The following is a 12,514-nucleotide window of genomic DNA, read 5'->3' on the forward strand; positions in this document are numbered from 1 at the left end:
CAGGATCGGCGGGCATTTTGAAAAATAGTACCAGAAATGTAAATAAAAGTAATAGCAGGTCTGGTTTGACAAAGTTAATTTTGATGATAGGCCCCAGGATACTAATACATTCCGTTTAGACACGAGAAAACCAAATATTATTTAGCCAAAAATTGGCTGCTGATGAGGTATGCCCATTCGTGAAGCAATTGGCTATCCGGGACCCGAAATACTGCACTCGAACTTCTTTCTTCGTTCAACCCATGACAAAACACGTACTCACTCACTACCGCTCCTGTCAATTCAGGAAATGGGTCTTCGCCAGTGCTGCTTTGGTTGCCACCTTTCCGGCCCTGGCCGACGGTGCGGCCAACCGCAATTTGCGGATTACAAACCATCGAAACACGATGTTGGCCCGACTGAAAGCAGACGTTCGGATTACCGGAACCGTCAAATCGCTCGAAGGCGAAGTTATTCCCGGCGTCAATGTAATTATTAAAGGTACCACCAACGGGACCGTTACCGACAAAGAGGGCCAATTTGCGCTGAATGTCCCCGAAAATGCCACGCTGGTTTTTTCGTTCATCGGGTATCTGACGGAGGAAGTGAACATCAATTCCCGGACATCCCTCCAGATTACCCTGAAGTCTGACGTCAAATCCCTGCAGGAGGTTTTGGTGGTCGGCTACGGCAAACAATCCCGCGAAACGGTAACTACCTCAGTGACGAAACTGGACACCAAAGTGCTGGAGAATATTCCCTACGCCAATGCCGCATCGGCCATGCAGGGAACGTTGTCGGGGGTGCGGGTGCAGAGTACGTCGGGGCAACCCGGAGCGGCTCCCCGCGTGATCGTCCGCGGAGGAACCTCCATCAATAACCCGGACGGAGCGGCTCCGCTCTACATCGTCGATGGTATTATCCGGACCAACATGAACGACATTAGTCCCGACGACATCGAGAGTCTGCAAGTGTTGAAAGACGCAGCGGCCACGGCCATTTACGGAGCGCGCGGTTCGAACGGTGTTGTGATTCTGACCACCAAAGGCGGGAAAGAAGGCAAAACCCGGATTACGTACGGCTACGATTTCACCCTGTCCGATGTGGGCAAACGCCTGGAAATGGCCTCGGCCCATGATTATATCGAACTGGGACGGCTGGGCATCGTTGCCACGGCCCAGAAAATTCCGGCAGCCATCAACCGGCTGATTCTGCCCAACGGGATGGGAACCGGCAACGATTTGACCAACAATACCGGTTTTACTCCGCAGTATTTGTCGGACGCCAACCGCCAGAAACTGAATGAAGGCTGGCAGAGTATGCCCGATCCGGTGGACCCCACCAAAACCATCATTTACAAGGAAACCGACTACCAGGATTACCTGTGGCAAACCGGCCAGTCGCACAACCACAACATCGGTTTGTCGGGCGGTACGGACAAGGCTACCTTCAACGCGAGCCTGGGGTATTTGACCAACCAGGGAATCGCCATCACGACCGGTTTCAACCGGCTGACCTTCAACCTGAACGGAAATTTGAAGGTGCGCGACAACATCAGCGTTTTCGGACGGGCTCTGTATTCGAACTCCGTTTCCAAACAGGTGTACAATGTCGGGCAGGTTTTCTGGACCTCCATTGCCGCGCCGAAGACGTCCAAGTATACTTTCGAAGACGGCACGCTGGCACCGGGCCTAGGCCGGGGTCTGGGAAACCCGACCTATCACCTGAACAACCGCAACGATCAGAACGGTTCGGAAAACCTGTCGCTCGCGACGGGCGGACACTGGGATATCCTGCCCGGTTTGTCGTTCGATCCGCAGGTGTCTCTATACCGGCTTACGGACGAATCCCGCACTTTTCAGCCCTCCTACCAGAACGGGGCCGGCCCGGCCAACCTGAACACGACCCGGAGCGCAACGGTCACAAACAGCAAATGGTTTCAAACCCAGGCCGACGCCGTTCTGACGTACATAAAATCATTTGGCTCGGCGCATAATCTGGAAGCGAAAGCGGGTTTCTCGTATTTTGGCCGCAAACTTTCTACCTTCAGCGCCAGTGGACAAGGCGCGGCAACGGACCTGATCCCGACGCTGAATGCTTCCGCCACTTACCCGCTAGTGAGCAGCACCATCAGCGATCAGGTCATCCTGGGCTACTTTGGCCGGATCAATTACGACTACAAACAGCGCTACCTCCTGACGGTCAACGCCCGGTATGACGGGGCTTCCAACCTGGGGGCCTCCAACAAATGGGGCTTCTTCCCGGGCGTCGCTCTGGGGTGGAACATGCACCAGGAAGAATTCTGGAAAGGCGTACCCACGGTCCTGTCGCGGCTGAAGCTGCGGGCCAGTTACGGGGTAAACGGAAACATCAGTGGCTTGAGTGACTTTCAATCGCAGGGTGAATACGGCCTTTCCACGACGACGGGTCAACAGCGCTACGGCGGTATTCCCGGTATTCAGCAGATTACGCTGCCAAACGCCAACTTGCAGTGGGAACGCTCCAAAACCGTTGACTTAGGTGCTGATCTGAGCCTGCTGAACAACCGGATTTCATTGCTTTTTGACGTCTACCGCCGGGTCACCGACAATTTATTGACCAACCTGACCCTGCCCCAATCGACCGGTTTTACCACCATTTTTACCAACCTCGCCAGTCTGGAAAACAAAGGCGTTGAATTTGAAGTGAGCGCGCAGGTGTTGCCCAGTTCTTCGGCCTTTCAGTGGAACATCGCATTCAATGCGTCTAAAACCCGGAATAAAATCCTGCGGTTACCAGACAACGGAATTGCCAATAACCGGGTAGGCGGTATTGAAGTGTGGGACGCCAAGTCGGGTGCCTACGTCTGGGTTCCGGCCAATGCGGGTTTGATGGAAGGGAGCCGTTTGGGAGACTGGTATGCCTACAAAGCCCTCGGGGTGTACGCAACCGACGAAGACGCCAAATCGGCCCCGATCGACAACGTGATCGGCGCCAACAAAACCAAGTATGGCGGGGATGTGATCTGGCAGGATACGGACGGCAACGGCATCATCGACCAGCGCGACAAAGTGTATGTGGGCAATGCGTTCCCGGTCTGGACCGGTGGATTCTCCAACACCTTTTCCTACAAAAACCTGAACCTCCTGATTCGGATGGATTATACCACCGGCCACAGCACCTACAACTACGGACGTGCCTATCAGGACGGAAACTGGCAGGGTGATGTGAACATGACCAAGGAATTTGCCGAAAAATCCTGGAAAAAACAGGGCGATGTAACGGATGTTCCGCGGTATTACTGGCAGGATCAGACGCAGCAGAACATCTGGCGCGGAAACGGAAATACCGGTATCAGTTCCAGCTACGTCGAAAAGTGCGATTTTCTGGCCATTCGCGAGGTTACGCTGAGCTACACCATTCCGTCGCGGTTCCTGCAAAAAGCGAAGTTGAGCAACCTGCGACTGAACATCACCGGCAATAACCTGCACTATTTTACGGGCTACAAAGGACTCAATCCGGAAGACGGCGGTTACAGCACCAATGCCGGAACCTGGGGCGACCGGGGCCGGTATCCCAATCCCCGCAATCTCATTTTTGGAGCCAGTGTTTCATTTTAATCACCTTGACACCCATGCATACTTTACGATATAAATTAGGCGTAGCGCTGAGTGCCATTCTGCTCGGAACCGTTACCTCCTGCACCGACAGCCTCGATGTCAAGCCCACCAGTCTGATTACGGTGGCGTCTTACTGGCAGAAAGAAGACGACGCCAAAGGTGCCCTCTACGGCATGTACATCCGGTTGCGCAGCGAAGCCGTAACCAACCTGTTCGTCATGGGCGAAGCCCGCAGCGAAACTCTGACGTCGGCCCTGGTCGGAACGCTGAGCTTCGACCGGTATTACGACAATTCGCTGGATGCGAACATGGGAACCCTCATTACCTGGCAAACCATGTATTCGGTGGTCAACGCAGCCAATTTGCTGATCAAATACACCCCGACGATCAAATTCACTTCGGAAGCCAGCAAAAATGACATTCTGGCGCAGGCCTACACCACGCGGGCGTTCATGTATTACGCGATGGTACGAACCTGGGGCGCGTTGCCGTTGCGCACCGAGCCCATCGAGGGCTACGATCCGCAGACGATTCAGGTCGGGCGCTCACCGGAAGCCGATGTTTTCGCCTTGATCAAGGCCGATCTGGACAAGGCTCTTTCGCTGTATCCCACCAACACGATCGCGGCAGGCCGGAGCATCTGGTCAAAACCGGCCACGAACGCCCTGAAAGCCGACGTGTATCTGTGGACCGGAAAACGAATGAATGGCGGACAGGCCGATTTTACCAAAGCCCTGGAAGCCTGCAACGCCGTGCAAACCGCCGACGTAACGCTGCTGCCTAATTTTGCCGATCTCTTCAGCTATACCAACAAAGGGAATAAGGAGATTTTGATGGCAGTGCGGTTTCAGGCCCTGGAATCGGTCGATAACTTCTATTTCAACGGCTACGTCGCCAACGGAGCGATTCCGACCAATCTGGAAGCCAGCAGCGTTAGTGCGCTCGGCGTTCCGGGTGGCAACAGCGTCTGGAGTCCTACGGCCGCGGTCCGCAATCAATTTACGACCGACGACCAGCGACGCAACGCCACGTTCCGCGAACTCTACACGGTGGATGCTGCCGGAGTCCGGAAGTTATACACGCCCATTATTGTGAAAGGAACCGGAACGGTCGAAAACAACGTCCGGTATTTTGCCAGCGACGTGATTCTGTACCGCTATGCCGATCTGTTGCTGCTGAAGGCGGAAGCCAAAAATGCACTGGGGCAGGATCCGTCTCCCGAAATCAATCTGGTCCGGCAGCGGGCTTACGGAACGAACGCAGCCGCCCACGTTTTTGTGAACGGAACGAAAGAACAGAACGACGACGCGATTCTTCAGGAGCGGCTCCTTGAACTGGCGTATGAAGGAAAACGGTGGTGGGATCTGCGCCGGTTCGGCAAAGTGTTTGACAAAGTGCCTTCGCTGCAAAGCAAAAAAGGCCAGGAAAGCGCGTTGTTGTTCCCCATTTCAACCACCACGCTGAGTCTGGAACCGCTGGTAAAACAAAACGCCGGTTACTAACCAACACCGGGCCTGAGCCTTCCCCGCCGGAGTATTCGATAAGAGTCCGGTGGGGAAGTTCAGTTGAAATTTAACGTCCGGCGGAACTCGCTGGGAGTCATTCGTTTAAATTTCTTGAATTGCCGGTTAAAATTGGCTAAGTTGTTGAACCCACATTCGTAAGCCACCTCCACGATGTTTAAATCCCGTTCGGAAAGCAGTTTACAGGCGTGGCCCACCCGGATTGTGTTCAGGTATTCGACAAAGGTAACCCGGTAATGTTCCTTGAAGAAGTTGCAGAAGGTCGTCACGGCCATGTTCGCAATCGAGGCCATCTGGGGCAGGGAAATCTCCTCGTGGAAGTTCTGCATGATGTGTTCGTTGATGCGCCGGAAATGGTCCGAAGATTTCAGCTCCACATTCTGAACGAAACCGGGGCTGGCCAGCAATTCATACTCGGAGGTGCGGGCCAGCAGGTCGAAGATGGAAAGCAGCGCCGACAGCCGTTGCAGCCCATTCATGGGCAGCATCTGGGTCATGAGGGCCGTGATTTTTTCGCGCGTTTGTCCTTTAATAACCATGCCCCGGCTGGATAATTTCAGGAACTGCGCAAATCCTTCCATTTCGGGAATGTCCATAAAGGATTTTCCCAGAAAGGAATCGACAAACTGAACCACGATGGCATCGGCCTGATACTCAGCCTGACCGTAAATAAATTCGGGATCACTAACCCAGACGTGCGACAGCATGGGACCCATAAAAACCAGGTCACCTTCGTCAAAATAGCTAATGTGATCACCAACCATCCGGCGACCTGTACTCTTTAAAACTAATACTAATTCATATTCAGGATGATAATGCCACGGACAAGGAAAAAATTGGCCCACTTCCTGAAAAACAATAAAAGATTTGTCAAATTCCTGCGGTAGCCGCTGTTCTATGGACTTCATGGGAGCTAGCGTTCTAAAAAATACGTGCGAAACAAGTATAACAAATTATCAAAAAAGGTGGCCTGTTTCTGAAATATAGTATCATAAATGTAAATAAAAGTAACAGGGTTTAAGAAACCGGGGCTCTACTTTTGTTGAAGCAATACCTGATTTTGTCGCTATTCTGATCTGTTTTTCGACCACATCCCTTTATGAACAAAATAAAAATTAACCACCCGGACCGTGATCCGGCTTTTGCCACGGGAGCGTATTCCGATGGCGTGGTGATCGACGGGTTTCTGTTTGTCAGCGGTCAGGCGGCCGTCGATTTCAAAACGTCGGTCTTTATGCTGGGCACCATCGAGGAAGAAACCCACCGGACTCTCCAGAACATCAAAGCCATTGTGGAAGCCGCCGGAGGATCGATGGACGATGTGGTGAAGTGTACCGCCCACCTGGCGGATATTGCCGAATTTGACCGTTATAATACCGTCTACGCCCAGTATTTTCCGGGCATTAAACCCGCCAGAACAACCGTCCAGTCGGTGCTGGCCGAAGGGCTCAGGGTCGAAATTGATTGCATTGTTAAACTCCCGGCCCAGTCTTAGTCACTCTCAATTGAATGGAACACAATCTAGCCGTAAATCAGATCAGCGTCGGCGTCGTGGGTTTGGGCCTGATGGGCAGTAGCATCGTTGCCGCCCTGCTGATTGCGGGTCATCCCGTCGTGGCAATTGCGCCCCTGCCGGTGGATATGGAACTGGCTCCCCAGCGGATTGCCGACCAGCTCAGGCACTGCGAAAAAGCCGCGCTCCTGTCGCACGCGCCCGCGGATTACCTGGCGCAACTGACGGTAACCGATGACTATTCCCAACTCCAGGAGTGCCGCCTGGTATTGGAATGTGTCATTGAAAATCTGGCGATTAAAGAAACCGTCTACCAAAAAATCGAAGCGGTCGTGTCGCCCGAAGCCGTGATTGCCAGCAATACCTCGGCCATTCCGATCAGCATTCTGCAGCACTATATTTCCCGTCCGGAACGCTTTCTGGGTATCCATTGGGCCGAACCCGCCTACATGACCCGGTTTATGGAAATTACCTGCGGAGACCAAACCGCCATGCCCTACGCCGACTGGGCCTTTCAACTGGCGCACGAATGGCAGAAAGAGCCGACGTTGCTCCGGAAAGATATCCGCGGTTTTGTAACCAACCGCCTGATGTACGCCATTTACCGGGAAGCGCTGCACCTGATTGACACGGAGGAAGCCAGCATGGAAGATGTAGACAAGGCCTTCCGGTATGATGTCGGTTCGTGGGTGACGCTGATGGGGATTTTCCGGCGGCTGGACTACCTGGGTTTGCAGGACTTTTCCGAAATTTTCAAAAATCTATTTCCAAAACTGAGCAACGATGACCGGGTCCCGGCGGTGATGCAGCGCATGATCGACCTCAAGGCGCGCGGCACCCAGAGCGTTCAGGGGTTATACGATTACACGGACGAAGAAGCCCGGCGATGGGACGAAGCGTTTGCCGTTTTCAACCAGGATATTTATCAATTAGCGGCTCAGTATCCCGCCGTGCGGGAAAACCAGAAACCCTGAACCCGCAACCACATTTTACTTAGCCGTTTGCATGGAACTCAGTCAACCGAAAACGATCACCTATACCGAATCGGCCGCCCTGCTCGAACGGGCCCGCCAGGTGCTGGCCGGTGGGGTATCGTCGGAATTTCGCAAATACAATCATCCGCACGCCATTTTCTACACCCACGGTCTGGGAAGCCGGATTTATGACGTCGATGGGAATGAATACCTGGACTTCACCCTCAGCCAGGGGCCCCTGTTGCTGGGCCATTCGCACCCGGAAGTCTTACAGGCGGTTCAGGAATATTCGGAACAGGGTCAGCTTTTTGCCGGTCAGCACCTGCGCGAAATCAAACTGGCCGAAAAACTGGTTCAGCTGATCCCGTCGGCCGAGCTGCTGCGGTTTTGTCTCGATGGTTCCGAAGCCGTCCAAACCGCCCTGCGGGTGGCGAGGGCCAAAACCGGCCGGCAGAAATTTCTGCGTTTCGAGGGCCATTATCACGGGTGGCTCGACAATGTGGCCTGGGGTTTTTCGGCACCTTCGCTGGAAGCCCTGGGTGAGCGCGACAACCCGACGGTTTTTCCCTGGAGCCAGGGACTGGCAACCAATTCGCGGGATGAATTCAGCGTTCTGCCCTGGAATGATCTGGCGCTGGTGGAAGAATTCGTCGCCAGAAACCACCAGGAACTGGCCGCCATCATCACCGAGCCGATCATGTGTAACAACGGCTGCATTCTGCCCGAACCGGCCTTTTTACCCGGTTTGCGCAACCTCTGCGATCAGTATGGCATTGCCCTGATTTTCGACGAAGTCATCACCGGTTTTCGGGTGGGGCTGGGCGGTGCCCAACAGTTTTACGACGTAACGCCCGACCTTTCCATTTTTGCCAAAGCCCTGGCCAGTGGGTATCCCATCAGCGCCGTGGTGGGCAAACGGGACTGGATGAAACGGATCGAAGACGGCAGCGTCATTCACGCGGGCACCATGAACGCCGGCAACCCGACCGTGGCGGCCGCTCTGGCGACGCTGAAGGTGCTGGAACGCGAACAACCGCATCAACGGCTGTATCAATACGGCTGGCAACTCATGGCCGGTTTGCAGCAGGCTGCCGCCGATACCGGTCAGAATTTGCAGATTCAGGGCCTGGGTCCCATGTTTAGCACCGTCTTTACCGACAGTGCGCCTGCCCGGGACTATCGCGGCACGCTGGCGAATGACAAGGCGAAACTAAGCCGGTTTATTGCCGGGCTACACAACCGTGGCGTCCGGGTTATTGGGCGGGGTTTGTGGTATATTAGCGCAGCCCATACACAGGCCGACATCGACCAGGCCATCCAAACGGCCACGGACGTATTGAAAACCCTGTAGGCCGGGAGTTTTTTACAATCAGAAACGAGCCAGTCCTTCTATATGACCAAGACGAGCTATCACCAAACCGCCATTCTGGTGGTGGGTTCCTGCAAATTGACCAGCAGCATTGCCGTATGCCTGATGCAGGCCGGCCACCGGGTCACTCTTTATTCGGACGACTGTCAGGCCGTGCAGGCCCGGATTAAAACCCACACGGCGGCCATCGACCAGTTGAACCTTTCTGCCCTTCAGGGGGTCGACTGTGAAGAACTGAGTGAGCTGAAGGAACCGCTGGAACACCGGCTGGCGATTGTGATTACGCCCGAAAATTTGGCCCAAAAAGGCGATGTAATCCGGCAGCTGGAAGCCGTTCTTTCGCCCGAAGCCCTGATTGCAATCAATACGGAAAGCCTCCCGCTCGACGCCCTGCAACAACAGGCTGCACAACCGGAACGCATCCTGGGCGTCAACTGGACGGAACCGGCACACACCACTTTTTTCCTCGAAGTTATTACGACCAGCCGCAATTCGGACGTGCTCACGGAAGCGTTTTGCGAAACCGCCCGGTCCGACTGGCAAAAGGACCCCTATCAATTGCATCGTGGCAACGGCATCCGAACCCGCATGCTGTGCGCCATGATTCGCGAAGCCTTTTACCTGGTCGAAAACGGGTATGTTTCCGTTGAAGGAATTGATCGGGGCTGCCGCAACGACGCGGGCTATTACATGCCCTTCGCCGGGAACTTCCGGTATATGGATTTGATGGGAACCTTCATTTATGGCCTGGTTATGAAAGACCTGAACCCCGAATTATCCAAAAGCCGCCATGTGCCGCAGTTTTTTCAGGACCTGATCCGGCAGGGGAATTGGGGGATGGACAGCGGCAAGGGATTTTTCGATTACCAGCAAGGCGAACCGGAACAATGGGATGCACGGCTCCAGCAGTTTAGCTACCAGATTTCCCAGTTGATCAGCAAGTACCCGTTCAACTACGAAGAAACGAAAGAACTGACCGACGCCCAACCGTTGATGCATGACTAGACCCTTTCTGATCGACGCCCACCTGGATCTGGCCATGAACGCGCTGGAGTGGAACCGGGATCTGACCCAGCCGCTGGCCGACATCCGGCAGCGGGAAATGGGAATGCGTGACAAACCCGACCGCGGGAAAGGGACGGTGTGTTTTCCCGAATTGCGCAAGGGCCGGATTGGGCTCGTTGTGGCCACGCAACTCGCCCGGTATACGCCCCCCGGCAGTTCTCTGCCCGGCTGGCACTCGCCCCAGCAGGCCTGGGCTATGACGCAGGCGCAACGGATCTGGTATAAGGAAATGGAAGCCCTCGGCGAACTGGTCCAGATTACCAACGGAACCGAACTGGAAGCCCACCTGGCTCTCTGGAATAACGATGAAATACCGGACGAACAAAAACCGATTGGCTATATTCTGAGCCTGGAAGGCGCGGATTCACTGGTCGATAGTTCGTATCTCCACAAAGCGTATGAGTATGGCCTGCGGGCCATCGGACTCTCCCATTTCGGACCGGGGCGGTATGCGCCCGGCACCAAAATGGAAGGCCCCATTACACCCCTGGGCCGGGATCTGTTGAAAGAAATGAGCGGTCTTAACCTGATTCTGGATGTAACCCACCTGACCGACGAAGGCTTCGATCAGGCGCTGGACGCCTACCAGGGACCGGTTTGGGCCAGCCACCATAACGTTCGAAAACTGGTACCGACCCAACGCCAGCTGACGGACGGGCAAATCAGGCGGCTGATCGAGCGGGGTGCCGTCATCGGCGGAATGCTCGACTGCTGGGCTATGGACATCCGGTTTATCGATACCATTTCGGACCCCTGGCAACTCAATATCCGGCTGGAAAACCTCGTCGATCATTGGGACCACATCTGTCAACTTGCCGGAACCAGCGAACACGTAGCCATTGGCAGTGATCTGGACGGTATTTTTGGCACCGAGCAGTCGCCCTGGGATATGAATTCGATTGCTGATTTACAGAAATACGAAGCCATTCTGACCAAACGCGGGTATCAGAAAACGGACATCGACAATATTTTTCACGGCAACTGGCTTCGGTTTTTGCGCCGGGCCTGGCATTAACTGACCCATGAACGCTCCCCAATTTAGGGCCGGTGCGGCCCGTGTTGACATTACGCCCCCGCTGGGCACGCTCATCAACGGGGATCTGATTTCGCATTACGCCCGCTCCATTCACGACCCTCTCTATGCCAAAGCGCTGGTGATGACAGCGGGTGATGCAACCGTGGCCATCGTGGTGGTCGACATCTGCGCCATGTCGAAGGCTTTTCTGGATGATGTTAAACAGACGATCTACCGTCAAACGGACATTCCTGCCGCTAACATTTTGATTTCCAGTACGCACACCCACGCAGCCGGTTCGGTCGAGAGTCTGTTGATGGGTGCCGCCGATATGCCGTACCGACAGCAACTTCCCGGTTTGATCGTGGAAGCCGTCCAGCGCGCGCAGCAAAAGCTTCGTCCGGCAAAAGCCGGTTTTGGCCGCGTCGACGCTCCGGAGCACGTGGTTTGCCGGCGTTTTTTTATGAAGGATGGCTACGAAGCCCGTAACCCCGTAACCGGCGGACTGGACGAAGTGAAAACCAATCCGTTCGGCGCCGAACCTTCCATCGACCGGCGGGTGTCGGCCGTTGACCCGGAAGTCGGTTTTCTGGCCATCCGGGGTTTGGACGACCAGTGGATCAGTTTGATCGCCAACTATTCGCTGCACTACGTGGGCGACTGGGAAAACGGCACGATTTCGGCGGATTATTTTGGGGTATTTTCGGAGCAGATTCAAAAAAAACTGGGCGCCGGCGACGACTTTGTCGGAATGATGAGCAACGGCACCAGCGGGGAAATCAACATCTGGGATTTTCTGGACCCCCACCGGTACCCCAGCGGTTTTTTCGCCAAAAGCCAGTTGATCGGAACGGATCTGGCCGAAAAAGTGCTGGCGGCTTTGCCCGAAATCAACTGGCAGACCAATCCCGGCCTGAACGTTCAGACCGCGGAAGTGGCCGTGGGGGTTCGCAAACCGACAGCGCCCGAGCTGGAAGCGGCCAAAGCGGTGGTGGCCCAAACCAATTTTGAACAGCTTACGGGCCGTGCGGAAGACTGGTATCCGGTTTACGCCCGCGAACAGGTGTTGCTGAATACCTATCCTGACTCCATTTTATTTCCCGTGCAAGCCCTCCGGATCGGCTCCGGTCTGATCGGCGCGCTCGGAGGAGAGTTTTTTGCCGAAACGGGTTTAAAGCTGAAAAAAGCGTTCCCCGACCGATCTTATTTTACCATGACGATGGCCAATGGCTACGTGGGCTACGTGCCCCCCGCGCATGAACTCAAACGGGGCGGTTATGAAACCTGGCGGTGCCGAACCAGTTTTCTGGACGAATCTGCCGAAGAAACCATTCGCCTTCGCTTGCTGGACCTGCTCCAGGCCGAACAGGATGCCGGTTTTGAGTTCGTTGGCCGGGCCTGAAAAATAGTACAGGGAATGCGGTTAAAAGTAGAAGAAACCCGACGCCGTAAAACGCAACTTTACGAAGAGACACGG

General features: G+C 54.8%; 9 protein-coding genes. 8 read left to right on the plus strand and 1 reads right to left on the minus strand.

What is annotated here, in order from left to right:
- The first annotated feature begins 242 nt into the window (after positions 1-242).
- Both EHT87_RS09920 and EHT87_RS09925 read left to right on the plus strand, forming a co-directional pair.
- Positions 243-3,578 carry a SusC/RagA family TonB-linked outer membrane protein gene (locus EHT87_RS09920; RefSeq protein ID WP_229320972.1) on the plus strand — a complete coding sequence of 1,112 codons (3,336 nt, stop codon included), beginning with the start codon at positions 243-245 and terminating at the stop codon, positions 3,576-3,578.
- Between the two features lie 14 nt (positions 3,579-3,592).
- Complete coding sequence (locus tag EHT87_RS09925) at positions 3,593-5,080, plus strand: RagB/SusD family nutrient uptake outer membrane protein (protein WP_124906476.1); 1,488 nt, start codon at positions 3,593-3,595, stop codon at positions 5,078-5,080.
- A 59-nt stretch (positions 5,081-5,139) separates the two neighbouring features.
- Here EHT87_RS09925 and EHT87_RS09930 read toward each other — a convergent pair whose 3' ends face one another.
- On the minus strand, positions 5,140-6,009 hold the full coding sequence (locus EHT87_RS09930) for an AraC family transcriptional regulator (protein WP_124906477.1): 870 nt from the start codon (positions 6,007-6,009) through the stop codon (positions 5,140-5,142).
- Positions 6,010-6,200: 191 nt separating this feature from the next.
- Here EHT87_RS09930 and EHT87_RS09935 point away from each other — a divergent pair, with 191 nt between their 5' ends.
- The 6 genes from EHT87_RS09935 to EHT87_RS09960 are packed head-to-tail and all read left to right on the plus strand — an operon-like array spanning position 6,201 to position 12,439.
- Positions 6,201-6,596, plus strand: a complete 396-nt coding sequence (locus EHT87_RS09935; protein WP_124906478.1) for a RidA family protein — start codon at positions 6,201-6,203, stop codon at positions 6,594-6,596.
- 14 nt (positions 6,597-6,610) lie between these two features.
- Positions 6,611-7,588 (plus strand): 3-hydroxyacyl-CoA dehydrogenase family protein, encoded by a 978-nt coding sequence (locus EHT87_RS09940; RefSeq protein WP_124906479.1) that lies wholly within the window; start codon positions 6,611-6,613, stop codon positions 7,586-7,588.
- A 31-nt stretch (positions 7,589-7,619) separates the two neighbouring features.
- The gene (locus tag EHT87_RS09945; protein WP_124906480.1) at positions 7,620-8,939 is read left to right on the plus strand and encodes an aspartate aminotransferase family protein; all 1,320 of its coding nucleotides are present in this window, start codon (positions 7,620-7,622) and stop codon (positions 8,937-8,939) included.
- Positions 8,940-8,981: 42 nt separating this feature from the next.
- Entirely contained in the window at positions 8,982-9,962 is a 981-nt protein-coding gene (locus EHT87_RS09950) for a 3-hydroxyacyl-CoA dehydrogenase family protein (protein ID WP_124906481.1), read from the plus strand.
- Positions 9,955-11,037 carry a dipeptidase gene (locus tag EHT87_RS09955; protein ID WP_124906482.1) on the plus strand — a complete coding sequence of 361 codons (1,083 nt, stop codon included), beginning with the start codon at positions 9,955-9,957 and terminating at the stop codon, positions 11,035-11,037. Before EHT87_RS09950 ends, EHT87_RS09955 begins: the two co-directional genes overlap by 8 nt.
- A 7-nt stretch (positions 11,038-11,044) precedes the next feature.
- On the plus strand, positions 11,045-12,439 hold the full coding sequence (locus tag EHT87_RS09960) for a neutral/alkaline non-lysosomal ceramidase N-terminal domain-containing protein (RefSeq protein WP_124906483.1): 1,395 nt from the start codon (positions 11,045-11,047) through the stop codon (positions 12,437-12,439).
- The last annotated feature ends 75 nt before the right edge of the window (positions 12,440-12,514 follow it).

The organism is Larkinella knui (assembly GCF_003858645.1).
GTDB lineage: Bacteria > Bacteroidota > Bacteroidia > Cytophagales > Spirosomataceae > Larkinella > Larkinella knui.

What these genes read in the sequence shown, in the direction of transcription:
- EHT87_RS09945 (WP_124906480.1), top strand. Translation starts at nt 7,620, where the DNA reads ATGGAACTCAGTCAACCGAAAACGATCACCTATACCGAATCGGCCGCC.
- EHT87_RS09935 (WP_124906478.1), top strand. Translation starts at nt 6,201, where the DNA reads ATGAACAAAATAAAAATTAACCACCCGGACCGTGATCCGGCTTTTGCC.
- EHT87_RS09925 (WP_124906476.1), top strand. Translation starts at nt 3,593, where the DNA reads ATGCATACTTTACGATATAAATTAGGCGTAGCGCTGAGTGCCATTCTG.
- EHT87_RS09930 (WP_124906477.1), bottom strand. Translation starts at nt 6,009, where the DNA reads ATGAAGTCCATAGAACAGCGGCTACCGCAGGAATTTGACAAATCTTTT.
- EHT87_RS09920 (WP_229320972.1), top strand. Translation starts at nt 243, where the DNA reads ATGACAAAACACGTACTCACTCACTACCGCTCCTGTCAATTCAGGAAA.
- EHT87_RS09960 (WP_124906483.1), top strand. Translation starts at nt 11,045, where the DNA reads ATGAACGCTCCCCAATTTAGGGCCGGTGCGGCCCGTGTTGACATTACG.
- EHT87_RS09950 (WP_124906481.1), top strand. Translation starts at nt 8,982, where the DNA reads ATGACCAAGACGAGCTATCACCAAACCGCCATTCTGGTGGTGGGTTCC.
- EHT87_RS09955 (WP_124906482.1), top strand. Translation starts at nt 9,955, where the DNA reads ATGACTAGACCCTTTCTGATCGACGCCCACCTGGATCTGGCCATGAAC.
- EHT87_RS09940 (WP_124906479.1), top strand. Translation starts at nt 6,611, where the DNA reads ATGGAACACAATCTAGCCGTAAATCAGATCAGCGTCGGCGTCGTGGGT.